This window comes from Streptomyces sp. AA1529, from assembly GCF_000280905.1.
GTDB lineage: Bacteria > Actinomycetota > Actinomycetes > Streptomycetales > Streptomycetaceae > Streptomyces.
Map to the genome: position 1 here is coordinate 1 of NZ_ALAP01000073.1, position 25,933 is coordinate 25,933.

The 25,933-nt window shown below is 69.9% G+C and carries 28 protein-coding genes and 1 pseudogene; 7 read left to right on the forward strand and 22 right to left on the reverse strand.

Features of this window, described 5'->3' with window-relative positions; genetic code table 11:
* Positions 1 to 151: 151 nt before the first annotated feature.
* From A949_RS39215 to A949_RS0120470, 3 genes are all read right to left on the reverse strand, one after another.
* Positions 152 to 379, reverse strand: coding sequence for a hypothetical protein (locus tag A949_RS39215; RefSeq protein WP_019357895.1), 228 nt, complete (start codon positions 377 to 379; stop codon positions 152 to 154).
* A 496-nt stretch (positions 380 to 875) separates the two neighbouring features.
* Entirely contained in the window at positions 876 to 1,907 is a 1,032-nt protein-coding gene (locus A949_RS0120465) for a zinc-dependent alcohol dehydrogenase (RefSeq protein ID WP_019357896.1), read from the reverse strand.
* Positions 1,900 to 2,331, reverse strand: coding sequence for a tautomerase family protein (locus A949_RS0120470; protein ID WP_019357897.1), 432 nt, complete (start codon positions 2,329 to 2,331; stop codon positions 1,900 to 1,902). The genes A949_RS0120465 and A949_RS0120470 overlap by 8 nt, the downstream gene beginning before the upstream one ends.
* An 81-nt stretch (positions 2,332 to 2,412) precedes the next feature.
* Between A949_RS0120470 and A949_RS0120475 the strand changes: the two genes are divergently transcribed.
* Positions 2,413 to 2,997, forward strand: coding sequence for a TetR/AcrR family transcriptional regulator (locus A949_RS0120475; protein WP_019357898.1), 585 nt, complete (start codon positions 2,413 to 2,415; stop codon positions 2,995 to 2,997).
* A gap of 55 nt (positions 2,998 to 3,052) precedes the next feature.
* Here A949_RS0120475 and A949_RS0120480 read toward each other — a convergent pair whose 3' ends face one another.
* From A949_RS0120480 to A949_RS0120490, 3 genes are all read right to left on the reverse strand, one after another.
* Positions 3,053 to 3,529: a tautomerase family protein gene (locus A949_RS0120480; RefSeq protein WP_019357899.1), complete on the reverse strand. Its 477-nt coding sequence runs from the start codon at positions 3,527 to 3,529 to the stop codon at positions 3,053 to 3,055.
* Between the two features lie 132 nt (positions 3,530 to 3,661).
* Positions 3,662 to 4,288 (reverse strand): NAD(P)-dependent oxidoreductase, encoded by a 627-nt coding sequence (locus tag A949_RS0120485; protein WP_019357900.1) that lies wholly within the window; start codon positions 4,286 to 4,288, stop codon positions 3,662 to 3,664.
* A gap of 61 nt (positions 4,289 to 4,349) precedes the next feature.
* Positions 4,350 to 5,195: an aldo/keto reductase gene (locus A949_RS0120490; RefSeq protein WP_019357901.1), complete on the reverse strand. Its 846-nt coding sequence runs from the start codon at positions 5,193 to 5,195 to the stop codon at positions 4,350 to 4,352.
* 204 nt (positions 5,196 to 5,399) lie between these two features.
* On the opposite strand from A949_RS0120490, the gene A949_RS0120495 reads away from it, so the two are divergent.
* A complete protein-coding gene (locus A949_RS0120495) occupies positions 5,400 to 6,065 on the forward strand; it encodes a helix-turn-helix transcriptional regulator (protein ID WP_026004868.1) in 666 nt (221 codons plus the stop codon).
* A 67-nt stretch (positions 6,066 to 6,132) separates the two neighbouring features.
* Here the strand turns inward: A949_RS0120495 and A949_RS0120500 are convergent, their stop codons facing one another.
* From A949_RS0120500 to A949_RS0120525, 6 genes are all read right to left on the reverse strand, one after another.
* Positions 6,133 to 7,356 carry an MBL fold metallo-hydrolase gene (locus tag A949_RS0120500; protein WP_019357903.1) on the reverse strand — a complete coding sequence of 408 codons (1,224 nt, stop codon included), beginning with the start codon at positions 7,354 to 7,356 and terminating at the stop codon, positions 6,133 to 6,135.
* 49 nt (positions 7,357 to 7,405) lie between these two features.
* Entirely contained in the window at positions 7,406 to 8,491 is a 1,086-nt protein-coding gene (locus tag A949_RS0120505; RefSeq protein WP_019357904.1) for an ABC transporter ATP-binding protein, read from the reverse strand.
* Positions 8,484 to 10,313 carry an ABC transporter permease gene (locus tag A949_RS0120510; RefSeq protein WP_019357905.1) on the reverse strand — a complete coding sequence of 610 codons (1,830 nt, stop codon included), beginning with the start codon at positions 10,311 to 10,313 and terminating at the stop codon, positions 8,484 to 8,486. The genes A949_RS0120505 and A949_RS0120510 overlap by 8 nt, the downstream gene beginning before the upstream one ends.
* Before the next feature lie 63 nt (positions 10,314 to 10,376).
* Positions 10,377 to 11,540 (reverse strand): ABC transporter substrate-binding protein, encoded by a 1,164-nt coding sequence (locus A949_RS0120515; protein WP_019357906.1) that lies wholly within the window; start codon positions 11,538 to 11,540, stop codon positions 10,377 to 10,379.
* Positions 11,541 to 11,618: 78 nt separating this feature from the next.
* Positions 11,619 to 14,321, reverse strand: a complete 2,703-nt coding sequence (acnA, locus tag A949_RS0120520; protein ID WP_019357907.1) for an aconitate hydratase AcnA — start codon at positions 14,319 to 14,321, stop codon at positions 11,619 to 11,621.
* A gap of 158 nt (positions 14,322 to 14,479) precedes the next feature.
* Positions 14,480 to 15,358, reverse strand: a complete 879-nt coding sequence (locus tag A949_RS0120525; protein ID WP_019357908.1) for a GntR family transcriptional regulator — start codon at positions 15,356 to 15,358, stop codon at positions 14,480 to 14,482.
* Positions 15,359 to 15,550: 192 nt separating this feature from the next.
* Between A949_RS0120525 and rraA the strand changes: the two genes are divergently transcribed.
* Positions 15,551 to 16,042: a ribonuclease E activity regulator RraA gene (rraA, locus tag A949_RS0120530; RefSeq protein ID WP_019357909.1), complete on the forward strand. Its 492-nt coding sequence runs from the start codon at positions 15,551 to 15,553 to the stop codon at positions 16,040 to 16,042.
* 180 nt (positions 16,043 to 16,222) lie between these two features.
* Here rraA and A949_RS0120535 read toward each other — a convergent pair whose 3' ends face one another.
* The gene (locus A949_RS0120535; protein WP_026004870.1) at positions 16,223 to 16,630 is read right to left on the reverse strand and encodes a type II toxin-antitoxin system VapC family toxin; all 408 of its coding nucleotides are present in this window, start codon (positions 16,628 to 16,630) and stop codon (positions 16,223 to 16,225) included.
* Positions 16,627 to 16,902, reverse strand: coding sequence for a hypothetical protein (locus A949_RS0120540; RefSeq protein WP_019357911.1), 276 nt, complete (start codon positions 16,900 to 16,902; stop codon positions 16,627 to 16,629). The genes A949_RS0120535 and A949_RS0120540 overlap by 4 nt, the downstream gene beginning before the upstream one ends.
* A gap of 247 nt (positions 16,903 to 17,149) precedes the next feature.
* Between A949_RS0120540 and A949_RS38560 the strand changes: the two genes are divergently transcribed.
* Positions 17,150 to 17,509 carry a hypothetical protein gene (locus A949_RS38560; protein ID WP_026004871.1) on the forward strand — a complete coding sequence of 120 codons (360 nt, stop codon included), beginning with the start codon at positions 17,150 to 17,152 and terminating at the stop codon, positions 17,507 to 17,509.
* Positions 17,510 to 18,001: 492 nt separating this feature from the next.
* Here the strand turns inward: A949_RS38560 and A949_RS0120555 are convergent, their stop codons facing one another.
* Positions 18,002 to 18,874 (reverse strand): LLM class F420-dependent oxidoreductase, encoded by an 873-nt coding sequence (locus A949_RS0120555; protein ID WP_019357913.1) that lies wholly within the window; start codon positions 18,872 to 18,874, stop codon positions 18,002 to 18,004.
* A gap of 10 nt (positions 18,875 to 18,884) precedes the next feature.
* On the reverse strand, positions 18,885 to 19,475 hold the full coding sequence (locus tag A949_RS0120560) for a TetR/AcrR family transcriptional regulator (protein ID WP_019357914.1): 591 nt from the start codon (positions 19,473 to 19,475) through the stop codon (positions 18,885 to 18,887).
* Positions 19,476 to 19,570: 95 nt separating this feature from the next.
* Between A949_RS0120560 and A949_RS0120565 the strand changes: the two genes are divergently transcribed.
* The 3 genes from A949_RS0120565 to A949_RS0120575 all read left to right on the forward strand — a co-directional run bounded on the left by A949_RS0120565 (position 19,571) and on the right by A949_RS0120575 (position 21,875).
* On the forward strand, positions 19,571 to 20,581 hold the full coding sequence (locus tag A949_RS0120565; RefSeq protein WP_019357915.1) for a zinc-dependent alcohol dehydrogenase family protein: 1,011 nt from the start codon (positions 19,571 to 19,573) through the stop codon (positions 20,579 to 20,581).
* A gap of 38 nt (positions 20,582 to 20,619) precedes the next feature.
* Positions 20,620 to 21,024 carry a nuclear transport factor 2 family protein gene (locus tag A949_RS0120570; RefSeq protein WP_019357916.1) on the forward strand — a complete coding sequence of 135 codons (405 nt, stop codon included), beginning with the start codon at positions 20,620 to 20,622 and terminating at the stop codon, positions 21,022 to 21,024.
* Between the two features lie 101 nt (positions 21,025 to 21,125).
* On the forward strand, positions 21,126 to 21,875 hold the full coding sequence (locus A949_RS0120575) for an SDR family NAD(P)-dependent oxidoreductase (RefSeq protein WP_019357917.1): 750 nt from the start codon (positions 21,126 to 21,128) through the stop codon (positions 21,873 to 21,875).
* Positions 21,876 to 22,223: 348 nt separating this feature from the next.
* Here the strand turns inward: A949_RS0120575 and A949_RS34050 are convergent.
* The 6 genes and pseudogenes from A949_RS34050 to A949_RS0120605 form a co-directional block, all read right to left on the reverse strand.
* Positions 22,224 to 22,622, reverse strand: a pseudogene (locus A949_RS34050) (cupin domain-containing protein); the annotation flags it as partial.
* A gap of 117 nt (positions 22,623 to 22,739) precedes the next feature.
* Positions 22,740 to 22,994, reverse strand: coding sequence for a hypothetical protein (locus A949_RS34055; RefSeq protein ID WP_063826273.1), 255 nt, complete (start codon positions 22,992 to 22,994; stop codon positions 22,740 to 22,742).
* Between the two features lie 79 nt (positions 22,995 to 23,073).
* Positions 23,074 to 23,862, reverse strand: coding sequence for an ABC transporter permease (locus A949_RS0120590; RefSeq protein ID WP_019357920.1), 789 nt, complete (start codon positions 23,860 to 23,862; stop codon positions 23,074 to 23,076).
* Positions 23,859 to 24,794 carry an ABC transporter ATP-binding protein gene (locus A949_RS0120595; protein WP_019357921.1) on the reverse strand — a complete coding sequence of 312 codons (936 nt, stop codon included), beginning with the start codon at positions 24,792 to 24,794 and terminating at the stop codon, positions 23,859 to 23,861. Before A949_RS0120595 ends, A949_RS0120590 begins: the two co-directional genes overlap by 4 nt.
* Positions 24,795 to 25,142: 348 nt before the next feature.
* Complete coding sequence (locus A949_RS0120600) at positions 25,143 to 25,463, reverse strand: transcriptional regulator (protein WP_026004872.1); 321 nt, start codon at positions 25,461 to 25,463, stop codon at positions 25,143 to 25,145.
* On the reverse strand, positions 25,460 to 25,924 hold the full coding sequence (locus A949_RS0120605) for a hypothetical protein (RefSeq protein WP_019357923.1): 465 nt from the start codon (positions 25,922 to 25,924) through the stop codon (positions 25,460 to 25,462). Before A949_RS0120605 ends, A949_RS0120600 begins: the two co-directional genes overlap by 4 nt.
* Positions 25,925 to 25,933: the final 9 nt, after the last annotated feature.

Consider the following 25,933-nt stretch of genomic DNA (forward strand, 5'->3'; position numbering starts at 1 on the left):
GGCCTTCACGGCCTTGGTCTTTTGCCCTTCGGTGCCTCATGACGTTCCTCGCGTCGCCGTATCCGCTCCTTCAACGGCTCTTCCACGTCGTGTACTTCCGTAGCGCGGCGCACATGCTGGATCGCGTGTCATCTCCGCGTCGGACTGTGGCTCACTCGGCGTTGTCGAAGGCTGGAAAGAGGGCGCGGGCGACCTCTGGGGTTGGGGCGAGGAAGACGCCGTCTGCCTCCACCAGAGGGGTGTTCGCGGCCCGTTCCGTGGCGATCGATCCGGTCACGAAGGTCTTGCGTTCGTCTGTTCCCGTGACGTGGGCGGTTACGAGTAGAGGGGCCTGTAGGGGGACCGGGCCCCGGTATCGCATGTGGAGCGAGATGGTCATGCCCGGGTTTGCCGGTGGCGGTGCAGGCCCAGCCCATGAGTTCGTCGAGGAGCATGGCGCTGACGCCGCCGTGGACGTAGCCGGGTGGCCCTTCGTGGGGGATGCCGAGGCTGCATCGTCCGACCAGGGTGTCTTCGGTGCGGGTGACGTGCATCGGCGGCGCGATCGGGCTGCCGATGCCGGTGACCGGGCTGAACATCCGTACTCCGCCCGGGAATTCGTCGACTTCGGGGATTTCCGATGGGGAGCGGAGTCGGCCGGTGAGCTGCTGGGTGAGGGCTCGGGTGTCCGCGGCCAGGCGGTGCAGGGTTTCCGGCGAGGCGGTGGTGCGGACTGCGGTGTCGACGAGCAGGCGCAGTTCGCGGCCGAGGGTGGCGATCGCTTCTCGGTGTGGGGTCAGGTCGTCGGCTGCCGGATCTTCGGTGGCGCTTGTCGTGGTGAGGCGCGTGTTCATCGGCTGTCTCTGTGGCTGTCTCTGTGCAGGGGCGTGCGGTCGTCAGGGTGCGGTCGGGGGCGCGGTGAAGTCGCGTACGAAGACGGGCTTGAGGTGCTTCTCGGGCAGGGTGTCCGGGAGTTGGTCCCAGTTGAGGACGTGGGAGACGACGCGTTCGGGGGCCACGGTGCCGGAGGCGGCGAGGTCGAGGGCGTCGGGGATGTGGGTGCGGACGTTGTCGCGGGCGATGCGCAGGGTGACGCCGGTGAGGTACATGTCGAGGAGGGGAAGTTCGCCGGGGCGGAAGTGGTTGCCCGCTGATTCGCAGATGCCTTCGGGGGCGAGGGAGTTGACGGCGAGGGCGAGTTGGACGGCGCGACCGGTGGCCTCGACGGCGAGGTCGAAGCCGTGGCGGATGGGTTCGAGTGTCTCGGCGGTGCGGGCGCCGTAGCTCTCGGCGAGCTTGCGGTGTTCAGGGTCCGGGTCGACGTAGAGGACGTCGGAGGCGCCGAGGGCGCGGGCGATGTCGCAGACGTACAGGCCGATGCTGCCCCGGGCGACGACCAGCACCCGGGCTCCGGGGCGGGACTTGAGGTGCGGGGCGACCAGGCGCCAGGACAGGGACCAGTTGTCGCTGGCCGAGGCCATGGCGATGGGGTCGAGGCCGGTGGGCAAGGGGACGAGCATGGCGTTCGCGTACGGGACGTGGACCAGGTCGGAGAAGAGACCGCCCCAACTGCCGCCGATCGGTGCCCCGTACATCGCCATGTGCGGGACCGAGGTGCAGTGGGCGGTTAGTCCGGTGCGGCAGTTGTCGCAGGTGCCGCAGTTGATGGACCAGGGGACCACGACCAGATCCCCCGGGGGGGCGACGGTGGTCACCGCGTCGCCGATGTCGAGTACGCGGGCCACGCACTCGTGGCCGAGGGCGAAGGGCGGGGCTATGAAGCCGTGTCCGGCCAGGATCGCGGAGTCGACGTCGCAGGTGGTGGCGGCGACCGGAGCGACGATCGCCTCTCCCGCGAAGCGGACCTTGGGGTCGGGGGCCTCGCGCCACTCGGCGGTCCACCGGCCGGTGTAGGTCAGTTCACGCATCGGCCTGCTGTCCCTTCGCGGCGGCCACGAGGTCGGCGTAGCGGATTACGGAGCCGCCCGCACCCCACGTGCCGTCGGGCTGTTCGTGGACGAGGACCCACACCCGTAGCGCCTCGGTCGAGGGCAGTCCGGCCGCGGCGAGCACGGTGGCGGTGGTGTCCTCGACGAGGCCCGCCTTGCGCCGCTCGGACAGTGCGCCCTGCGGGACCGTGACCTCCGAGAGGAAGCGCGGGGCGTCGTCCTCGGCGGTGGTCTGCGCTCCTTCGGGCAGCTCGACGAGGTAGCTCCACGCCTGGGCGCGGAAGAAGGCGGTGTCCGGGGCACCCTCCCAGCGCAGCAGCACCGCGGCAAGGTCGCGCTGGATCGACGCGCGGCCCTGGTCGGTGAGGGCGCCGGCCGGGGCGGTCAGGCGGATCATGGGCATGGCAGCTCCTATGGCAGTCGTTATAGACGCCGGTCACGCTAGGCTATGACGGACGTTATAGCCAGAGGGGAGTGCTCAGTGATGGTCAAGAGCAGTGCGCCGTCGCGCGAGCGGATCGTGGCCGGTGCCGCCGACATGATCAGCAGGCGCGGGCTGAGTGCGACGAGCATCCGGGAGATGGCCAAGCACGCCAAGGCGCCGCTCGGCTCGACGTATCACTACTTCCCTGAGGGCAAGCAGCAGTTGGCGACCGAGGCCGTCCGTTTTACGGGCGACTGGGTTGCGCGAAGTCTGCGCAAGGAGCTGGAGGCGGGTCCGGCGGCGGGACTGAGCGCCTTCCTGGCGCTGTGGCGGAAGATCGTCGTCGAGAGCGGCTTCCATGCGGGCTGCCCCGTGCTGGCCGTGGCCATCGAAGAGCCGCCCGCTGATGAGGTGCCACCCGCCCTGGCCGCAGCGGCCGAGGTCTTCGAGCAGTGGGAAGCCCTGCTCGCCGACTCGCTGAGGGAGCACGGCGCCGAGCCGGAACAGGCCGCGCAGCTCGCGACGCTCATCGTCGCCGCGGTCGAGGGCACGGTGGCCATGTGCCGCGCCAAGCGCAGTACCGAGCCGCTCGACCGCACCGCCGAACAGCTACAGGCCCTCATCGCTACCGCGACCGGAAGCTGACCGGGGCCGGAGACTGGCTGGGGTCGGGGGGGGATGACCCGGCCCCGGCCTGCGCTCACGCCCCGAGCGCGGCGCGGATCGCCTTGGCCTTCTCCTCGGTGAACACGCCGCTTTCGAGGAGGGAGAGGATGGACTGTACGCCACCGCTGGAGCCCCAGCTTCCCTCGTCGATCACGCGGAAGTTGACCCACCAGGCGGGCGACGGCTTCGCCAGGCCGCAGGCGTCTGCCAGCGCCGCCAGGAGACGCTCGATGACGGCGGTCCTGACCTCCTGACGCCAGTCCCCGTCCATCACCGCCACATCGATCACCATGATGTCGGCCTCCGGGCCGATGTCCGCGACGAGCCGTCCGCCGATCGCTATCATGTCCGGCTCGCGCTCGACGAAGTGCACCTGGAATCCGACCCGCGCGGGCGGGGCGAACTGCCCGACCTCGGGTACGAGGACCGCGTCCGTCAGGGTCCCGGCCAGCTTGCGGCGCCGCTCCAGGCTCAGGCGGCCCTTCGAGGTGTTCACGGTGATGATCGTCACGACGTTCCTCCTATGACAGTTGTTATAGGCGACGTCAGATTACACCCGTCTATAACGTCTGTCATAAGCTGATGGCCTGGCCTGGCCTGGCCTGGCCTGCGAGCGGCGCGTCGTGAGGACGCGGCGCCCCGTTCAGTCGGAGATCACGGCGGTGCGGTGGATCCATTCGGTGCCGTGCAGCGCCTGGTGCATGAAGGCGGCGACGTCCGCCCGGCTGATTGTCGGGTTGCCTTTCATCGAGAGCCGGTCGTCCGCGCTGTAGGTTCCCTTGGCGGGGCCGTGGGTCAGCCGGGTCGGGTAGACCACGGTCCAGTCCAGAGCGCTGGAGCGGATGCGCTCGTCCGCGATCTCCTTGTCAGCGTAGATCGACCGCAGCAGCGTGTTGTAGATCAGCTTCTGTGCCGGACTCGACCACTTGAGGGTGTGGCCGACACCGAACGACGACAGCCACACCAGGCGGGAGATACCCACGTCCCCGGCCGCGCCGAGTACGGCGGCCGAGGCGCGCGTGAAGAGGCCGTCGGCGCGCACCGAGCTGCCCCTGCCGAGCGCGGAGACGATCGCGTCGTGACCGGCCGCCGCGGCTGCGACGTCGCATTGCGAGGTGGCGTCGCCGGTGACCGCGGTGATCTGTTCGGCCAGGTCGCCCAGGCCGGCCGGGTTGCGGACCAGGGCCGTGACCGAGTCACCGGATCGCAGGGCCAGGTCGACGAAGTGGCGACCGGTGGGGCCGGTCGCGCCGAGGATGAGCAGCTTCATGACGGGGGCTTCTTTCGGGCGCTCGGGTGCTCGGGTGCGAGGTCAGGGCGAGGGCTCGGGGTCAGCCGAGGTCGGCGAGGTCCTGTTCGGTGAGGGTGAGCGAGGCGACGGCCATGTTCTCCTCCAGGTGGGAGAGGGATCCCGTGCCGGGGATGGCCAGGGCCACCGGGGAGGAGGCCAGTAGCCGGGCAAGGCCGATCTGCGGGACGGTGGCGCCGTGCCGGGCCGCGACCTCGGCCAGACCCTTGTCATCGACGTTCCGGCCACCGCCCACCGGGAAGAACGGCACGAAGGCGATACGGGCCTCCTCACACGAGGCCAGGAGGTCCGCCTCGCCGCTCCCGGCGGCGAACTGGTTCTGCACGGCGACGACGGGCGCGATGGCGCGCGCCTCCGTGAGGTGTCGGGCGTCGACGTTGCTCAGGCCGAGGTGATGGATCAGGCCCTCCTCGCGCAGTGCGGCGAGCGCCTCGAAGCGCTCGGCCAGCGACTCGCCGTGCGGGGGTGCCATGGCCCCGATGCGGAGGTAGACAAGGTCGAGGCGGTCGAGGCCCAGGCTGTCCAGGTTGGCCTCGACGAGGCCGCGCATATCTGCGGCAGTGCCGTGGGAGAAGCCGTCCGATCGCACGATGGGGCCCACCTTGGTGGCGATGACCAGGTCGGACGGGTAGGGGTGCAGCGCCTCGCGGATCAGGGTGTTCGCCCGGACCGCGGCGTTGTCGCTGACGTAGAAGTCGGCGGTGTCGAGGTGGTTGACGCCGAGTTCGACGGCGCGGCGCAGGACCGCACGGCTGGTCTCCGGGTCGCGGGCGGGACCGCCCATGCCGTCCTTTGAGGGCAGGCGCATCGCGCCGAAGCCGAGCCGATGGACATCAAGGTCGCCGCCGAGGCGGAACGTGTCGTTCATGGCGCCAGTCTGCATGGCCCGGCTTCGGCTGCCGAGGCCGTGACACGTTGCTGCCACGCGCCGCCATGCGCCCCCTCGTGGACGCTGACTCCGTGCCCCCTGGATGCTGGCCACGTGCCGCGTGAACGGTGCCGAGCCCCGTGGACGGTGTTCACGCGCCTCATCAACCGGCCCCGCGACCGGCGCCGCGCGCACAATGGGCGTATGACACAGGTCCTGGAGCTCACCGGTGATCTCGAGCTGTGGGCGCGGATCAAGCCCTTGACGGAGTCGTACGACGCGGAATGGGTCAACGTCGCCCGCGACCTCGACACCTGGCCCGGCGCTCGTGAGGCGGCCCGCCGCACGATGCGGCGTGACGCGGCGGCCCGCGCCCGCAAGCTGTACAGCCCCGCCGTGCTCGCCGACGAGCGCGACCGGGAGGCCCTGAGCGAGATGGCCGCCCAGGGCATGCGGATCCGGATCTCCGCCACCCCGCTGTCCCGGGGGACTGTCTTCATCGACCGGCGAACCATGATCCTCACCAGCTCCGCACCCTCTGCCCCGGCCGCTCCCGGACACCGCAGGTACACCATGAGTACCGCGCCTGCCCTGGTCGACGGGGCGTACGCGCTGTTCGAAGCCGCTTGGGAGCACGCCATCGACCTCGACGTCTTCCTGGGGGCGAGGCGGCCCCGGATCGACGCGCAAGCCGGCAGGGTCCTGCGGGCCCTGTCCTCCGGCACCACCGACGAGGCAGCCGCGCGGGAACTCGGCATGTCCCTGCGCACCTACCGCCGTCGGGTCGCCGACCTGCTTGTCGTCCTGGGCGCGGGCTCCCGGTTCCAGGCCGGAGCGCGCGCCGGCGAACTGGGCCTGACCCGCGACTGACCACCCCTGCCGACTGTCGGCCGTGGGACCGGCAGGCTACGAACCGGCAGGGCGCAGTATCCGCCCGCTACATCGCCTTCCACGTCCCGTCGAGGAGCCGCTGCGCCAGCGCCCGGTGCGCGGTGCCGAAGATCTCGATGTGCCGCTGTACCCCGGCGACGCCCATGAGGAGAGGGTTGGGGGCGGACGGGTCGGCCTTGAGGGTGCGCAGGTGGCTGAAGGCGGCGCCCTGGTAGGCGTGGGTGTTGATGAACGCGTCCGCGCCCTCCTGGGCGGCCAGGCCCTGGACGAAGTCGGACGAGATGGCGTACTGGGAGGCGGCGTCGGCGTTGTCGTTGCCGCTCCACACCACCACCTTGCTTGTCTTTCCCCGGTGTTCGACCGGGACGATGACGGTCATCTGGCCCTCGGTGTGTCCGGGCGCGAGGGCGGCGACGGCCTCGGTTCCGGGCGCGATCTCGATCCGCTCCATGCCGACGGTGTGGCTGGGATACGCCTTGATCTGGATGTCGATACGGCTCGGGAGGACCGCCAGCTTCGCCTTGTACTCCTCCTTGGTGTACTCGTCGCGGTGGGCGCGCAGCTCGGCGCGGGTCTTGGCGACGTACTGGGCGTCGGGCTGCCCCATGACGAACTTGGCCGTGGGCGCGTACCGGTCCCGGATGAGGTTGGCGCCGCCGGTGTGGTCGACGTGGCGGTGGCCTATGAAGACGTAGCGGATCCGCCTCGGGTCCAGGCCCGCGGCGGACGCCTGGTCGAGGAACTGGGTGCGCATGTCGTCGGGGGTGGTGAGGGAGTCGAGCATGACCAGGCCGCCGTCCGGGGTGCGGACGATGACGAGGCCGGTGAAGTCGGTGCCGAAGTACCAGGCGTTGTCGAGGAACTGGACGCCGCCGGCGGGCATGGGCCTGATGTGATTCTTGTGGAGGAAGCCGTTCGGGGACACGAAGTCCTGGGTGGGGTCGGGGAGTTCGTCGACGGGCTGGCCGGTGCCCGCGTCGCCGATGCCGCGGTAGCCGGTCTGGCACCACACGCGGTACTGCCAGCGGATGACGGGGTTGTCGTCCACCTCCGACAGCGCCTTGGCCGCCGTGTCGTACGCCTTCGCCAGCGGCTTGTCCGGCGCGAGCGGCCCGCCCCAGGGGACGTCGGAGCCAGCTGCCGCGGGCGTGGCCGCGGTGGTGGTTGCTGAGGCTGTGGCTGCGGTGGCCGTGGGTGCGGCCATGCCGAGTGCCGTCGCCGCCGCACCGAACACGGCGAGGTGGGTGAACTCACGTCTGTTGTACGTCATTTCTCCTCCTGTGGAACGGTGCGGCGGGCCGGGCGGTGCTGGATGCCGGTCAGTGGGCTGCCGGATAGAGCAGGCAGTCCTCGGGGCGGATGAGCAGGTTGAGGTCGCCGTCGGTGTGGCGTACCGGGCTCTCGGCGTGGATGCGCAGGTCGCCGACGGTGAGCTCGTACTCGAAGCGGGCTCCGGTGTACGAGCACTGCTCGACCTTGGCGCGCAGTACGTTGACGGCGCCGTCGTGCGGGGCGTCCGCGCGGGTGGTGAGGGTGATGCGCTCCGAGCGCAGGCCGACCGTCGCGGACGTCCCGGCGGGCGCGGTGCCGGCCACCTTCAGGTGCTGGCCGGTGGAGCCGAGTTCGACGCTCACGACCTTCCCGTCAGCGGCGCCGACCCGGCCGTCCAGGAGGTTGCAGCGGCCGATGAAGCCCGCGACCTCCGGGGTGGCGGGAGTCTCGTAGATCTCCGTCGGGGTGCCGACCTGCTGGAGGCGGCCGTGCATGAAGACGGCGATGCGGTCGGACAGGGACATCGCCTCGACCTGGTCGTGGGTGACGTAGACCGTGGTGATGCCGACCTCGCGCTGGAGCTGCTTGAGCCAGACGCGGGCCTGGTCGCGCATCTTGGCGTCGAGGTTGGACAGCGGTTCGTCGAGGAGCAGGACGCCGGGCGAGTAGACGATGCCGCGGGCGAGAGCGACGCGCTGCTGCTGGCCGCCGGAGAGCTGGTGCGGGTAGCGGTCACGCAGGTGCGCCATGTCGACCTTGGCGAGGGCGTCGTCGATCAGGCGGCGCTGCTCGTCCTTGGCAACCTTGCGGAGTTTGAGCGGCAGGGCGAGGTTGTCGGCGATCGTCATGTGCGGCCACAGCGCGTACGACTGGAAGACCAGGCCCAGATTGCGGCCCTCGGGCGGCACCGTGTTGCGCGGCACCCCGTCGAAGAAGGTCCGGTCGCCGACGCGGATGGTGCCGGAGTCTGGGGTCTCCAGGCCCGCCACGCAGGACAGGGTGGTGGACTTGCCGCAGCCGGACGGGCCGAGCAGGGTGAAGAACTCTCCGTCGACGACGGTGAAGTTGATGTCCTCCAGGACGGTCGTCCCGTTGAAGGACTTCTTGAGGTTCTCGACGGCCAGCTCAGGCATGGGTCAGCTCCTTCGGGTTCGTGCCGGCCGTGACGGCCTGGGTTGCCTCGGCCTTGGCGGCCTTCTTGTCGCGCAGCAGCAGTCCGGCGAGGCCGGCGACGACCGCCGTGACGGCGATCTGAAGGGTGGCGAGCGCGGCCACCGAGCCGGTCTCTCCCTGCGTCCACAGGTCGATCGCGGTGGTGCCGATGACCTGGGACTCGGATCCGGCGAGGAACATGGCGGGCGCGTACTCGCGGATCATCTGGGTCCAGATGAGCAGGAACGAGGCGAGCATCGCGGGGACGAGGAGCCGGATCAGGATGCGCGAGACGGTGCGCCACCAGTCGGCCCCGGCGACCCGGGCCGCGTTGTCGAGTTCGCCGCCCAGCTGCATGGTCGCCGGGGAGATCGCCCCGTATGCGGAGGGCAGGGCTCGTACGCCGAAGGCGATGATCAGCGCGATGAGGGTGCCGCGTACGGCGTCGCCGCCGGGCATCCACGCGAAGGCCCAGAAGAAGCCGATGCCGACGATGAGGCCGGGCACGGCGTGCGGGGACTGTGCGGTCGTCTCCAGGAGGCGGGCGAAGCGGAAGTCCGAGCGGCGCGCGACCAGCACCACGAGCGTGCCGAACACGGTCACGGCGACCGCGCCGATGAGGGCGACGGTGATGCTGTTGGTGATCGACTCGGTGTACGGCGCGTACGCGAAGACCAGCTTGAAGTTGTCCAGGGTGAGCAGCGAGAACGGGTTGACCAGTGGGGTCAGCAGCGTGGTGAACGCCCGCAGGATCAGGGCGAGCAGGGGCAGCAGCGCCCCGAAGACGACGTAGATCCCGACGAAGGCGAAGCCGAGCCACTTCCAGCGGCCGATGTCGAGCAGATGCGAGCGCGACGCCTTGCCGCGCACCGACACGAACCGCTGGGCGTGCTTGAGTAGCCGCGACTGGACGACGACCAGGCCGATGGTGGTCAGCAGCATGAAGGTGGCGGCGGCGCCGAGCAGGCCGTAGTCCGGGCTGATGGAGTCGATGCCTTGGTCGTAGAGGAAGTTGGAGAAGAGCGTGATCCCGGCCGGTTCACCGAGGATGAGAGGGATGGAGAGGGTCTCCACCGACGTGCCGAAGATCAGCAGACCGGCGTAGAGCATCGGCGGACGCAGCATCGGGACGACGACCGAGCGCAGGATGCGGAAAGGCCCGGCGCCGACCGTGCGGGCGGCGTTCTCCAGTGAACTGTCGGACGCGACGAGGGCGTTGGCGCAGAACAGATAGGCGATCGGGACTTGCGCGACAGCCTCGACGAACGCCATGCCGGGCAGCGTGTACAGGTTCCACGGCACCCAGCCGAACGCCTCGCGGACGGACGTGGTCAAAAACCCGGCGGGGCCGTAGACGACGATCCAGCCGAAGGCGAGGACGAGGGGCGAGATGTAGATCGGCCAGCGCAGCACCTGGCCGAACAGGCGGGCCGCCGGAAAGCGGGTGCGCTCCAGGAGTATCGCCATCGGCACCGCGATGACCAGTGCGAAGAGCGTGGTCAGCGCGGCGAAGAGCAGCGTGTCGAGGATGATCGAGCCGAAGCCCGCCTCGGTGAACAAGTGGGTGTAGTTGGAGAGGGTGAAGGCGCCGCGGGCCGCGTACAGCGGCTGGTTGCGGATCGACTGGTAGAGGATCGGGATCACGGGCGCGAGCACGAGCGCGGCGGTGATCAGGAATGTCAGCCAGTGGATGGTCACTTCACGCCCGGCGCCGAACAGGCGCCGGTACTGCGGCGTGCCGAGGTCGCTGGCGCGCGGGGCACTGCGGGGTGGCGTGGGCGCCACGGGATTCTGGATGGCCATGGGGGCTCCGTATGAACAGGCCGATGGGGAAGGGAAGGTGGGAGGTTGTGGCGAGGGGCGGGGTCAGCCCACCGCCTTCTCCCAGCGCGTCACGTACGCCTCCATGACGTCCTCCGGCACCTTCTTGGGCCGGTACAGGTGCACCTGGTCCGCGCCGAGCCTGCGCTGCATGTCCTGGAAGCTGTCCATGGCGTCCTGACGGACCCCCGGCCGGTAGGGCGACAGGCCCCCTTCGGCGACGGCGGCCTGTCCGCGGGCGGAGAGCAGGAAGTCGAGGAAGAGCCGGGCGGCGTTGGGGTGCGGCGCGGTCTTCACGATGGACGCGGCGCGCGGCATGATGACGGTGCCCTCGGCGCAGTAGCTCCAGCCGAGCAGGCCGCCGCTCTTCTCGGTGGCCGGGATGGCCACGCCGCCGCTGAGGTTGATCGACACGTCGTACTCGCCGGAGACGACCTTCTCGACCAGCGTGCCGGAGGAGTGGTCGGGGCGGGTGAAGGGCAGCACGCGGCGGAAGGTCTCCCAGCCGCCGGGGACGTTCGCCGTGTAGCCCTGGTTGCTGGCGTAGCCGTAGGCGTTGGTCGGGTCGTACACGCCGATCTTGCCGCGGAAGCGGGAGGGCGTCGCCTCCACGATGTCCGCCAATGACCGCAATCCTTTGGGGAATTGGGACGCGTCGAGGGTCTTGCGGTTGTAGATGAGCGTGACGGCGTCGGTGGACATGGTCCACACGCCGGGCACCAGCTCCGCCCAGCCGGGCAGATGGTCCTTCTCCGGCGAGCGGTAGTCGGAGGCGACGTTCCGGGCCGCGTAGTCGCCCCACAACGGGCCCGCGTTGTTGGCGAGCAGGTCGACGGGGGACCTGCCGGTGGCGGATTCGCTGTAGTAGCGCTCGTAGACCGCCGAGCCGCCGAGGTTGGTGGCGCGGATGTCGGACAGCCAGGGGTAGCGGTCGCTGAACGCGTCGAAGACCGGATGCCAGTTGGTCTGCGAGGTGTTGGAGTAGATCAGGATCTTCTTCTCGCGCCGCGAGGCTTCGACGATCTTGTCGTACGAGGCCGGGTAGTACGCGGGGGCCTTGGGTGCGGCGGCGTTCGCCTCGTCGGCGGTGCAGGCGGCCAGGGCCCCGCCCAGGGCGGCGAAGGTCCCGGCGGCGGCGGCCGTACGCAGGACACGGCGGCGGGAAGGACGGGCGGGGAGAGGTGGCGACGGTGGTGTCGTCGGGGGCATGGCGGCTCTTCTCGTAGGGAGCGCGACGGCGCTGTCAGCTGCGACTTCGAGAGGGGGGTGGCAGGGGGGGCGTCGGGGTTACGGAGTGGCGACCGCGCGGCGCATCACGTACGGCAGGATTCCGCCGTGCCGCAGATACGCCAGCTCCTGGCGGGAGTTGAGGCGCAGCCTCAGCCGGGCGGTGGTGCGGGAGCCGTCGGGGCGGGTGAGGCGCAGGGCGACGGGGTTGGTGCCGACGTGCAGCGCATCGAGGCCGTCGAAGACGAGTTCCTCCTCGCCGGTGAGGCCGTACGCGGCTGCCGTGTCGCCGGGTTCGAACTCCAGCGGCAGTACGCCCATCCCGATGAGGTTGCTGCGGTGGATGCGCTCGTACGATTCGGCGATCACCGCGCGGACACCGAGCAGCGCCTGCGCCTTCGCGGCCCAGTCGCGGCTGGAGCCGGCGCCGTAGTTGCGGCCCGCGACGACGACCAGGTCCAGGCCCGCCGCGCGGTAGGTGGGTGCGGCCTCGTGTACCGGCAGGACCGCCGACCGGTCGGCGGCGTAGGCGTGGCCGCCTCGCAACTCTCCGTCCTCGATGAGGAGTTGATTACTGACGGCGGCGTTGGTGAACGCCCCGCGCAGCATCACCTCGTGGTTGCTGCGCCGCGTGGAGTACTGGTTGAGATCGCGGCGGGCGACGCCACGCTCGGCGAGCCACTGTCCGGCGGCGCTGCGGGCCGGGATCGCGCCGGCCGGTGAGATGTGGTCGGTGGTGACGTCGTCGCCGAGGTGAAGCAGCACCTTGGCCCGGTCGATACGCAGTCGGTCCGGCGCATCGGCGAGCAGACCGGTCAGGTGCGGCGGGCGCCGGATGTACGTCGACTCCGGATCCCAGCGGAAGCGGACGCCGTCCGGCGCCTCGATGTCACGCCACGCCTGGGTGCCCTCGCGCAGCCGGGCCGCGTTGGCCCGGAACATCGCGGGCCGCACGGCCGCGGCGACGCGCGCGGCGACCTCCTCGTCGCTGGGCCACAGGTCCTTCAGGAACACGGGCGTGCCGTCGGCGGTGCTGCCGAGCGGCTCGCGCTCGAAGTCGTGCCGGATCGATCCGGCCAGCGCGTAGGCGACGACGAGCGGCGGGGAGGCGAGATAGGAGTGCGCGACGCGCGGGTTGACGCGGCCCGCGAAGTTGCGGTTCCCGGACAGGACGGCGACCGGGTCGGCCCCGCCGTCGGCGGCGACCTGCTCCAACTCATCTTGCAGGGGGCCCGAGTTACCGATGCACGTCATGCAGCCGAAGCCGACGATGTGGAAGCCGGTCTCCTCCAGCGGGGTCAGCAGTCCGGCCTCGCGCAGATAGTCCTCGACGACCCGTGAGCCCGGCGACAGCGACGTCTTCACCCATGGCTTCGCCGTGAGCCCGGCCTGCCGTGCCCGTTCGGCGACCAGTGCCGCCTGCACGATCAGCGACGGGTTCGCGGTGTTGGTGCAACTGGTGATCGCGGCGATGGCGACCGGCCCCTCGGGCAGTGGTTCACCGGCGACCGTCACGGGCGCCCGGTTGCCGCTCGAAGGCTGGAAGGAGCCGGGCACCTGCGACAATGGCAGCCGCTGATGCGGCAGATCGGGCCCGGCCAGGCTCGGCTCCACCGTCGACAGATCGAGCTCGATCAGGTCGTCGTAGCGCGGCTCAGGGCTGTCGGCGGTCCGCTTGAGTCCCTGCGCGCCGAGATAGGCGTCGACGAGCCGTACGTGGTCCTCGTCCCGGCCGGTGAGGCGCAGATACGCAGCCGTCTCGTCGTCGTAGGGGAAGTAGACGCACGTCGCCCCGTACTCGGGTGCCATGTTGGAGACCGCCGCGCGCTCCGCCCAGCCGAGCGCTGCGACGCCGGGCCCGCAGAACTCCACGAACTGGTCCACCACGCCCTGTTCGCGCAGGAGTTGGGTCAGTGTGAGGGCGAGGTCGGTGGCGCCGACGCCGGAGCGCAGCCGCCCGGTCAGCCGGACGCCGACCACGCGCGGGAACGGGATGGTGACCGGCTCGCCGAGCATCGCGGCCTGTCCTTCGAGCCCGCCGACGCCCCAGCCGACGACGCCCAGCGCGTTGATCATCGGGGTGTGGCTGTCGGTGGCGACGAGCACGTCCGGGTGCAGCCACGGCAGACCGCCGCCCTCGGCCGGATCGTCCTGCTGCCAGACGACGCGGGCCAGGGTCTCCATGTTGACCTGGTGGATGATGCCCGTACCCGGCGGCACCACGCGGAAGTTGCTGAGGCTGCGCTCGGCCCACTTCACGAAGGCGTACCGCTCGGCGTTGCGCCGGAAGTCGATCAGCAGATTGCGCTCGACGGCGTCGCCGTGCCCGTACTCCTCGACGATGACGGAGTGGTCGACGGTCAGGTCCACGGGCACCGCGGGCTGCAACTGGCCCGGATCACCGCGGAGTTCGGCGACGCTGTCGCGCAGGGCCGCGAAGTCGGCGAGCGCGGGCAGGCACGTCGTGTCGTGCAGCATGATCCGATCCGGGTGCACCGGCACCTCGCAGTCACCCTGGCCCGCGCGGATCCGGTCGAGTACGGCGCCGAGCGCGGCGGGGGAGCGACGAGCGACGTTCTCGACCAGCACTCTGACCGCGTAGGGCAGTTCGGCGAGCCGCTCGGCCGGCAGCAGCCGGTCCAGCGGTAGATGGCGGTACGCGCGACCGTCGACGGTGAGGACGGCGGTGACGGCGGTGACGGGCGTGTCAGCGCATGTGCCGGTGGCTGCGTCGGCGAGTGCGGCGGTGTGGTCTGTGCTCATGATCCCTGCTGTGGTTCAGACGCGGGCGGGTCCACGGGCGCACGCCGGGTGCGCCGGGCCGCCAGTATTGTCCTAAGCCGAAGATTAATACAATGGCTGGAACGAGGAATCTGCCGCGGTGTGAGAGCGGGGAGGGTGAGTGCCCGGACCGGGCGGGGTCAGCGGCCCGTCTTGATGGTGCGCACCTTGTCCAGGTGGCGGCGCAGGAACGCCGCCGCCTCTTCGAGATCGCCGGCCTCGACCAGGTCGAGCATGTGCAGATGTTCCCGCGCCTGACCGGCCAGACGGGAGCGGTCGACCTGGTGGCGGTACTCGATGAGACGGCGCAGCCGGTTCTGGCGGCGGGTGGCGTCGAGCAGGAACTGGTTGCCCGAGAAGCCGACCAGCGTCTCATGGAACGACGCGTTCACGTGGAAGAGTTCGGCCCGCGGCAGGAGCAGGATGTCGCCGCGCAGCAGGGCCTCCTGCTGCTTGCGATGCAGGGCCGCCGCCTCTGGATCGATCGTGAAGCCCGGCTCGAGCAGGGCGTTCGGCTCGATGATCATGCGGTAGCGGTAGCTCTGGTCGTGCGCCTCGACCGTATTGAGGACCTGCTGGAACTCCCAGCCGCGCCCGCCGATCTTGCGGCGTACGAGGTCCTCGGACTCCATACGGGCCAGCACCCGCTCGGCCTGGCGGGGCGTCAGGCCGTAGCCGCGGCCGATGTCGGCCGTCGTGAACGGGCCGGTGAAGCGGCCGCCCACGTAGTCGTCGGCGATCCGGAAATACGCGTCCTGCTCGATGTCGCCACCGTCGGACAGGTCCGTCCCGGCCAGCGTGGCGGCGGAACGGGCAAGGAAGAAGCCTCGGTTGGGCTCGCGCCGCAGGATGCCGACCTCGGCGAGGAAGAGCATCGCCTTGCGGGCCGGGGTGCGCGAGACGTCCAGCTCGTCAGCGGTCCACTGTTCGGTGACGTGCGCACCCTCCTCGAGGCCGCTGCGGCGCAGCAGGTCCACCAGGCGGGTGGCGATGGAGGTGGTCAGGTTCGGCCGCGACATCACGCTGCGCTCTTCGTACGGGGACGGGGAGATCCCATCTTAAGCGCCGTGCCGGCTGCGACCGAGGGATTGTATAGATAGGCGTATTGATGCAAAATGGCGCTCGTGGGACGTCGAATCGTCCTGCTGCTGTGCAAGAGAGCCTGTGACCAGCCCCAGCCGACAGCCCGAGTGAGAGGCGCGAAGCCCCGCATGCCGACGACCGTCACGACCCCCGTCCCCACCGCCGACCTCGCCGACCAGCACGGTGACCGACTCCGTGTCTGCGATGTGCAGTTCACCAACTACGGCGGCGCCCGATCCTTCGCCGGACCGGTGCGGACCGTGTCCTGTCGCGAGGACAACGCCCTGCTGCACGAACTGCTGCGTACACCGGGAGAGGGCGCCGTCGTGGTCGTCGACGGAGGCGGCTCCCTCGCCACCACGCTCTTCGGGGACCGCATGGCCACCCGGGCCCTCGAGAACGGGTGGGCGGGAGTCGTCGTCCACGGCGCCGTCCGCGACAGCGCGGCACTGGCCACCATGCCGCTCGGTGTCCAGGCGCTCGGCACCAATCCACGCCGGGCCGGGAAGGCGGGCAGCGGGGCGGTGGATGTGCCGGTCAGCTTCGGCGGCGTCACCTTCGAGACCGGGGACGTGCTGCACGCGGACGAGGACGGGGTCGTCCTTCTGCCCCGCGCCTGAGCTGTCCGTGCGCGGCCGCCCATATGCGCCGCCTTGGCCGAGTCCCGCCCTATCTGGGGTTGCGACGATCTGATGCCATGTCGGGAAGGCGGCGGGGGCGGCATCGGCGGATGGGGGCCGCCTGGGAGCATCTGCGCAGTGGGGCCGGCCCGCAGGTGGGCACGCGCACGTGCGACGCTGTCAGACGTCCTTGATCCGTACGCGGTCGCCGCACAGCTTCGACCAGTCGTCGCGGTCCGACGTCAGTACCAGAACGGGTGCCGGGGCGCGGAGCGCCATCGCGGCGACGAGGGCATCGATGGCGTACTTGTGGCCGTGTAGGCCACCGGCGTCGCTCAGTAGCTGAACTGCGGTGAGGCTGTCCGCCTGGGTGACGTCTTGGACCTGAAGGCGGGAGAGCATCCAGCGCAGCCGGGCGGTATCCGTCTTCCCGTAGACGGCCTCCACCACTGTCAGGGGCGACACGAGGACGGGCACGCCCACGCGCCTAGCGGCCTCGATCCGGGTGATCATCTGGCGGTCGTTGCGCAGGAGCAGCGACAGGGCCTGGGAGTCCAGCACCAGAGACCTTGCGGCGGGTTCCTTCATGCGGCGCTGTCGCCGGACGCGTACGGAGCCGGTGCGTCACCGAACAATTCGCGCTGCGCGGCCTGGACTTCTGACTCGCTCAGCGGTTCGTGCTCGGCTTCGTAGGCGGCCACGATCTCGGCGAGGCCGTCCATCGCCAGCTGGTGCCGGACCGCCGCGGTCACGTAGGCGGATACGCCGCGCTTGCCCGTGCGTGTACGCAGCGCGCCGAGGAGTTCCGAGGGCATCGAGACGGAGATGTTCTCCGTGCCGCCGGGGCGGGGTGACTTCATGGGGGCCAGTCTAGTACAGGAACTATTACATCGGGTGGTGTGCTGCGCAGGCCGCATCCGGCGGCGTAGTCTCGGCGCCACTGGATCTTCTTGTGCTTTGTCGCGGCTCCCGTGCTGGGATGGTGCTGGGATGCGCCCGCATTTCCGCAGGTCAGGGCCTTGTGGTGGAGTTCCGCTTCAACGTGTAGCGCACATGAATAACTGATCGTCCGCGCGCAGCGTACTGCTGCGGTGGCCGACTCCCTGCGTGGATTCATACCGGGCGGGCACGACACGGCTGTGCTCGGGACGTACACGGCGGATCTGGAGCAGTGGTCGCAGGTGCGGGCACTGGCAGACCGCCTGGCTGCGGAATCCGTGGCCGTGGAACGTCCTCATCAACAACGCTGGCGCCGCGTTCACGCGCTACGAGCAGACCACGGACGCCGTCGAGCGCAGCTACGCCTTCAACCACCACGCCCCGTTCCTGCTCACCCACGCACCGGTGGCCAACGGAGTCCGCACCCTCAGCGCCCGGATCATCAATCTGTCCACGTTCGTGGAAAGGCGGGGCAAGCTCGACACGCGTGATCCTGATGTTGCGGGCACGTCGTGGAACGGACGTTGAGACCAACAACTCAATGTCTACGCGACCAGCAAGCTCGTCAGCCTCCTTGCTGTCCGGGAACTTGCCGAGCGTCTGCCCGACGGCATGAGCATCTGCAACGCCAACCCTGGCATGGTCAACGGCACCTCCATCAACTCCAGCACTGGCGGCCTGATGCGGTTGACGGCGCCGCCGTTCAAGCCGTTCGCGATCACGCTGGATGAAGGGGTGCGGACCCCGGTCCGGCTCGCCACCGCCCAGCCGGCCCCAGCCCAGCAGCGGGTTCTTCAGCAAGGGCGAGCTGGGCACCCCCTCCAGCCTGGCCCAGGACGAGGACATGGCCCGCACGGTCTATGAGAAGACCGCCGCACTGATCGGCATCGACTGCTGCCCATACCCCCTCTGCCGTGACGTCACGGCCTTGACTCCTGGACACGGCACTTGCCCCGTCCGGTTGCCAACGGCGCACCGGTGCGGGCGGTGCCTGGCCGACTCCTTCGTCCGGGAGGCGGTTCACAGATCGCGGAGCTTGGGCAGGACCTGCTCTCCGACGCGGGCTGTCCAGTCGGCGGGGGCGGGGCCGGAGGGGTTGACCCAGACCTGTTGGACGCCGAGTTCGGCGTACTCCCGCATGGCGGCCAGGAAGGCGTCGATGTCGGCGAGGGGGTCGAAGTGCCCGATGATGGTCTTCTTGATCTCGGCGGGGTCCCGTCCCTCGGTGTCGCAGTGGCGGTTGAGGACGTCGAGCTTGTGGGCGACCTCGCCCGGGTCGAAGGCGAAGAGGTTGCAGGCGTCCGCGTAGCGGGCGACCAGGCGCAGCGTCTTCTTCTCGCCCATGCCGCCGATCACGATGGGCAGTCCCGCCTGCTGTTCAGGGGCCGGTGAGCAGATCGTTTCAGCGAGCCGGTAGTGGTGCCCGATGTACGGGCCGGTGTCGTCGCTCCACATCTGCCGGCAGATCTGGAGGGTTTCTTCCAGGCGCTCAAAGCGTTCGGGTACGGGTGGGAAGGGGACGCCGAGGCCGTGGTGCTCGCGTTCGTACCAGGCGGCTCCGATGCCCAGCATCGCGCGGCCGCCGGAGAGTACGTCCAGGGTGCTGACGGTCTTGGCCAGGAGGCCGGGGTGGCGGTAGGTGACGCCGGTGACCAGCAGGCCCAGGGACAGGTGCCGGGTCTGGGCGGCGAGGAAGCCGAGGGTGGTGTAGCCCTCGAGCATGGGGTCGTACGCGGTGGTTCCGGGTTGTTCCATCTGGAACCAGTGGTCCATCAGCGTCAGCGCCGAGAAGCCCGCCTCGTCGGCGGCGCGGGCGGTGGCGGTCAGTACGGAAGGCAGCGCCTGGGGGCCGCCGGGGACGTCGAACCTGGTCAGATGCAGCGCAATATCCATATTCCTCGGGTCACTTCGCGGTCGGGTGTGAGTCGGGGGTGCTGATTCTGCGGACGGCTTCGACCAGGGCGGCCCGGTGGATGGCCAAGCGGTCGGCCGAGGTGGGGTCGGCGCCGTCGGCCGCCAGTAGGTCGGCAGGGCTGATCAGCCAGCTGGCCGCCATGCCCTGCACGAGGATGAGCAGGTCGGTCGCCGGCAGGCCGCTCGGGTGTACCGAGCCGTGCTGTCCGCCCATCGCCTGCACCTTCGAGGTGTAGACGTCGGCCGCGTCCGGGCCGGTGGCGGGGCGCTCCAGCTGGCGCCACAGGCTCAGCCGCAGTGCCTCGGGGTGGGCGAGGAGATGATCGAACATGCGGCCGGCGTAGCCGGGCAGGTCGTCCTCGGTGACCGGGACCTCGGCGATCAGCGTTCCGATGACCTGGTTCAGGACGGCGCTGAAGAGCCCCTCCTTGTTGCCGAAGTAGACGTAGATCATCCGCTTGTTCGCCGCGGCGACTTCGGAGATCCGGTCGATGCGGGCCCCTGCGAAGCCTTGCGCGGAGAACTCCTCCACGGCAGCGTCGAGGATCTTTCTGCGGGTGGCGGCGGAGTCTCGTGGCATGACCCCACCCTAAGTAAATAACCAGTTATTGACAATCTCCCCGATCAGGTGTCTGGTAGTAACCAACCTTTTAGTTATCTCCGAAGGGAAGCAAGATGAAGCGCTGGATACTCCCGGCAGACGTGACCGATGCGGCCAAGCTGGTGCTCGACGAGGCCCCCGTGCCGGTGCCGGGGCCCGGCGAGGTGCGGATCCGCGTCCGGGCGATCTCGATGAACTTCCGCGACCAGTTGGTTCTGAAGGGCCCGTTCGGGCGGCTGCCGGGCCGCGACCTGGTCCCGCTCTCGGACGTCGCCGGTGAGATCGATGCCGTCGGCCCGCAGACCGAGCAGTGGCGTGTGGGCGACCGGGTCACCAACCTGCACGTGCTCGGTTGGAGCGACGGCCGTCCGCCTGCCGCGATGGGTCTGGGTCTGGGCGCGCTGGAGGAGGACGGGGTGCTTGCCGAGTACGTCGTCCTGTCTGCCGAACGCGTCATGAAGGCACCGGGAAACCTCGACCACGCCGAGGCTGCCACCCTGCCTGTGGCAGCGCTGACCGCCTGGAACGCCCTGTTCGGCGACCACCCGATCACCGCGGACAGCACCGCCCTGATCATCGGCAGCGGCGGCGTGTCGCTGTTCGCCCTGCAACTCGCCCGTGCCGCCGGCGCCCGCGTCTACGCGACCGTGCGTGACGACGCGAAGGGCGAGGCGCTGGTCAGGCTCGGTGTCGACGGCTTTGTGGACAGCGTCACCGAACCCCAGTGGGGCCAGGCGGTGTTCGCGCTGTCCGGCGGCGTGGACAAGGTGGTCGACATCGTCGGCGTATCGATCATGCCCCAGGCCCTGGCGGCGCTCGCACCGGGCGGCGAGGTCGCCACCCTCGGGCTGTTCGACGTCGCAGGCGAGCCGCTGGACGGGTACGCCCTGCTCGGCAAGCAAGCGCGCGTCCGTGGTGTCGCGGTCGGCAGCCGGGCCATGCACCACGACCTCGTGCACTTCATCGAGACCCACGACATCCACCCGGTGATCGACCGGCGGATCGACTTCCTCGACGCCCCCATCGCCTACCCCACTCAGACCTCCGCCGGACTGTTCGGCAAAGTCGTCATCGAACTCAGCTGACCCGGCCGAACACCGGCGCGGCAGAACAGAAGCCTTTCATGGCCAACTTCGACAAGGTGCGCATCAACCAGCTCAGCGACCAGGGACTCGCCTGGTTCGCCGAGGTGCTGCGGGTCATCGAGACCCTGGACGTCGACGCGTACGTCGCTTTGATGGCACCGGACATACGCCTCGTCATGGACAACGGCGCCCTCACTCTCGAGGGCCACGACGCCGTGCGCACGGCTCTCGCGCAGGGATGGCAGCAACTCACCGGCATCGTCCACGACGAACTGAACCTCTACGGCACCGATCACCAGTTCGTTCACGAGGCCACCAACACCTTCACCTTCGCGGACGGCACGAACACCACCGTGGCCTCCACCGTCTGGATCGACCGCGACGAACACGGCCGACTCGCCGGCGCGCGCATCTACAACGCCCCCCAAGCCCTACGGGCCTGACCCGACGCCGTGGGTGGCAGCCGCCCGCAACCGGCTGCCACCCACCGGCCCGCGGCAGTTCAACCCCGTTCACCACACACCTGACTGCAGGAGCATTGGACATGACCAAGCTCAACGGACGGGTCGCCGTCGTCACCGGGGCCAGCAAGGGCATCGGTGCGGGCATCGCGACCCGGCTGGCGTCCGACGGAGCGGCAGTGGCGGTCAACTACGCCCACGACGCCACAGCCGCCGACACGGTCGTCGACAAGATCCGCAAGGGCGGCGGCCGTGCCGTCGCCGTCCAGGCGGACGTCGCCCAGCCCGACGACGTCTTCGCCCTTTTCGCCACCACCCGTGACGCGTTCGGCCCAGTCGACATCCTCGTCAACAACGCGGGGGTCTTCCGCTTCGGACCGCTGGAGTCGATCACCGTGGCTGAGTTCCACCGCCACTTCGACACCAACGTCCTGGGCACCCTGCTCGCCACCCAGGAATTCGCCAGCCAGCGCGAGGCCGACGGCGGCAGCGTCATCAACATCACCAGTGTCGGCGTGTCCTCCGCCCAGCCCAACGCCTCCCTGTACACCGCCACCAAGACCTCCCTGCTCGGCCTCACCCGCACCCTCAGCATCGAACTCGCACCCCGACGCATCCGCGTCAACGCCGTCGCCGCCGGCCTCGCCGACACCGAAGGCGTCCGGGCCACCGGCCTGATCGGCACCGACGCCGAACACGCGCTCGTCACCCGGATCCCACTCGGACGCATAGGCGTCCCCGAGGACATCGGCCCCGTCGCAGCCTTCCTCGCCTCCGAAGACGCCCGATGGATCACCGGCGACACACTCTTCCCCACCGGCGGCCAGTACTAGGCCGTGTCTGAAAATTGGTCTTGTGGAGGGTCGTGGTGAGTTGACGGATGCGGCGTGGGAGCGGATTGCCCCGCTGTGGCCTGGTGTGACTCCGCTGACCCGCGCTGAACGTGAGGGCCGGCTGCAGGGAGTGGAAGCGCATATCGCGTTGCTTGAGGCGGTTGAGGGCGCTTCGCCGACGGCGATCGGAGGGCTTTGGAACGGTTGGAATTCCAATGCCCACGAGCGGTGGGGTGGGATTGTGTATTACAAGGCTGATCCTTCCTGCGGCAGGCGCGGCCAGTGGCCCAAGAAGACCGGTGTTGGTGCGTTGCGGATGAGGTGAGCGACGGTGGCCGCCCGGAGACGTCACCACTGTCCCGGAGCGGTTCCGGATCCGCTCGCGATGGCAGAGCGCCAGACGGAGCTGTCGACATAGTGGTTGTCGAACCGCTCCGCCGATTCGGCGATCTCCTTCTCGTCCGACTCGCCGCGCATCACCCGGCCGAGCAGACGCAGGTAGTCGAACCGGCCCATGCCCGGCGTGAAGACGAGCAGGACGTCGGCTTCACAGCCGGGTGCTGCGGCGAAGGCGTGCGGGGCGTGCGGCGGCACTGCCAGGAAGTCACCCGTCTCCAGAACGGTCACCTCCTCGTCCACCAGCACCTGCAGGGATCCACTGATGACGAAGAACAGCTCCGTCGCCTTGGTGTGGAAGTGCGCGGGTGCCCCCACGGCTCCCTTGGCGAAAGTGGACGGGTAGCTGGTGCGCAGGAAGGTGGAGGTGAGTGACCAAGAGCGCGGGCTCCACCCACAACCTGCCTGCTCCAAAGCTGAATCATCAGACCCTCCGACGGTATGCGTCCGTAGGTCCGGCAGGGATGCTCAGGGCTGTTCCTCCGGGGCGCTGAGCCGGACCTGGTTGCTGTCGGCGAACAGTTCCAGGCGTGAGCAGCCGGCGCACTGGAGACCGAGGGCGGAGGCGTTCGCCCAGTCCAGGTTCAGCAGGCTCATCCCGGCGGTGTTGAGCTGCACCTCCCGGTTCCAGAACAGTGTGCCCCGGCACAGTGCGCAGGACAGGTCGTGCGGTCCGACCCGCGCCAGCCACGGCCCTTTGTGGCGGCGTCCTCGGCCTGCCATGTCGACCACCTCGTTTCTCTTCCAGGTCGCTGCGGATTCTCTGTCGCGTCTTCGACGGGCGAACGGGCCGTTCGCCCGGTCATTCGGGCCGCGGGTCCCAGCGGAAGCGGCGGACGGCCACGACCGCTCCGGCAGCACCCCAGATCAGCAGCGTGAGGAGGTGCTGCCAGGCGAAGCCGCCGTCCTGCACCGCCCGGAGCAGGGCCTCGTTGAACGGCCGGACCGGCAGCAGCGCCGTGACGTTCTCCACGATCTCGTTGTGGATGGGCATGTAGGTGCCGGACATGAACACGAGCGGGAAGAGGATGAACTGCACGACAGCGGGAGCGGCCTCCGCGTTCCTGACCAGTGAGGCGACCGCGACCCCCAGTGCGCAGAAGGCGGAGGCGCCCAGTACGAGCGCGACGGTGAGGGGCAGCCAGGCTGTGGCGTCCGGTATCGGCACGCTGTAGAGGCGGCCGACGCCGACGATGAGCAGGACATCGACGATGCTCACCATCACGCAGTGGGCCAGCAGGCCGACGAAGTACATCCACGGGGGCAGCGGGGTGGCCCGGACTCTTTTGAGTACCCCGTTCTGGCGCCGCGTCGACAGGACGATGGCCAACTGGCTGTAGCAGGAGCCCAGCACGGACATGGCGGCGAGGGTCGTCACGTAGTACTGGAGGGCCGAGAGGCCGCCGAAGTACGGGCTGGCGGCGACATCGTCGAACATCATGCCGAAGACCGCGATGACCACCACCGGCAGGACGAAGGTGAAGAACGCGCTCTGCGGGTTGCGCCAGAAGGACAGTTGCTCGTAGCGGATCTGGTGCAGGACCACTGTGAGGTCGCGGCGGGGTCCGTGCTGGACGGCGAGAGTGCTCACGGTGAAGGTCTCCTCATCGCGGGTTGCGGGGTGCCGCGGTTGGTCAGGCCGAGGTAGATGTCCTCCAGGCTCGGCCGGTCGATCGAGAGCTGCTCCAGGACCGTGCGCCGGCGCAGCGCCCAGTCGGTGAGCTGGTGCAGGGTCGCGGTCGGTTCGTCGGTCTCGGCGGTGACCCGTCCCGCGCCGTCCGGCACCGTGCGCACCGGAAGGTCGGCCGCGGTGCAGCCGACGGGCAGGGCGAAGCCGATGCGCACCCGTGCCGTGTCGCGTCCGCCGAGGCTTTCCGGGGTTCCCTCGCACACGATCCGGCCGGCGGAGAGGATCGCCACGCGGTCGGCCAACTCCTGTGCCTCCTCCATGTGGTGCGTGGTGAGCAGGACGGTGGTGCCGGCCTCGCGGAGGTTGCGGACGACCTGCCACGCGCTGCGGCGTGCGCTCGGGTCGAATCCGGTCGTCGGCTCGTCGAGAAAGAGCAGGCCGGGGTTGCCGATCATGCCGAGGGCCAGGTCCAGCCGGCGTTTCTGGCCGCCGGAGAGTGAGCGCACTTTGCGCCGCTCCAGCCCGGAGAGGTCGACGAGCGCGATCAGTTCGCCGATGTCGCGCGGGTTCCGGTAGTAGCCGGCGCTGCGGGCGAGCGTCTCGCGGACCGTCAGATACGGCTCGACCGCGATGTCCTGCAGCACCAGGCCGATCCGTTCGCGCAGTTCCCTGGCGCGGGACCGGTCGCCGGGGTCGATGCCGAGCACTTCCGCGTGCCCGTCGTCCCGGGTGCGGAACCCCTCCAGGATTTCCAGGGTGGTGGACTTGCCGGCGCCGTTCGGCCCGAGCAGCGCGAAGATCTGCCCGCGCCCGACGGTGAAGCTCAGCCCCGCCACGGCCTCCACAGCGCCGTAGCTCTTGCGCAGTCCTTCCACGACGACCGCGTCGGACATGAACACCTCTCTCCGTTCGGGTATCAGGGGGCGGCCGCCTCCGGATCTTCCGGGTGGGCCGCCGCGGGCCCCGGCTCGCACCCCGGCTCCGTGCCCGGGTACGGGCCCGCGCCCGGGTATGGGCCGGAGCCCGGGTGTGGGCCCGCCCCCGTGGCGCCGCGGCGCCGGAGGCCGGCGGTCCGGCCGTGCCGGAGACTCCCGGGCCCGCGCCCCCGGTCGGCTACGCCTCCGTGGGATGGCTCCGGAACCCGGTTCCGAGGTGCCCTTGGCCGCTGCTGCCGCCTGGAGGTTCCGCCGCGGCGACGGAATCCGGTCAGGCTGCCGGCCGACGGGTCCGGTGCGGCCGCGTCATGGCTTCGCCGGGCTGTCGGCCGGCTCGGCGGCCCCCGCGACGATCGTTCTCAGCGCCGCGACGTGGCCGTTGAAGGCGTCCCGGCCCGTGGATGTCAGCCGCGCGTACACCCTGCGCCGTCTGCCCTCGAGGCGGCGTTCGGTGACGATGTACCCGGCTTCTTCGAGTGTGGCGAGCTGTTTCGAGAGGGCCGAGTCGGACAGTCCGAGCCGTTCCTTGAGGAAGGCGAACTCTGCCCAGTCGGCAGCGGCCAGTGTCGCGACCAGCGACAGCCGGGTGCTGGGGTGGATCAGTTCGTCGAAGTGCGCTTCTGTCATGCGCGCGACCATCGAAGCAGTGCCCGCAGGATCTCGGGGCCGCCGAACCCGGTGACGGCAGCTGTCAGCGCCGCCGCCCAGAGGGTCGGATGGCCGGCGCCGTCCGCCTTGAGCGTCATCGCCGCGAGGATCGTGACCCCGACGAGCCCGAGGAGCATGCCGACGACGACGAACGGGACCCGGCGGCCGGCGACCGCCGCGCTGACCTGCAGCCGGTCCGTGCGTCGGCGTCCGCCGAGCAGGCGTGCGGCGAACGCGGAGTGCCCCATGCCGAAGCCCAGGGTCCCCACCACGGTCAGCCAGGCGGGTCCGAACTGGTCGATCAGCCCCAGGGCGAGCCAGCCGGCCGCCATGCCCCACCAGTAGATCCGGGGCAGGCCGACTTCGGCGGCCACCTGGCGCTGCGCTCTGTCCACGGCGGCGATCGCCTCGCCGGCCTGCTCTGCGGTGGTGTTCTCCATGGTGTGCTC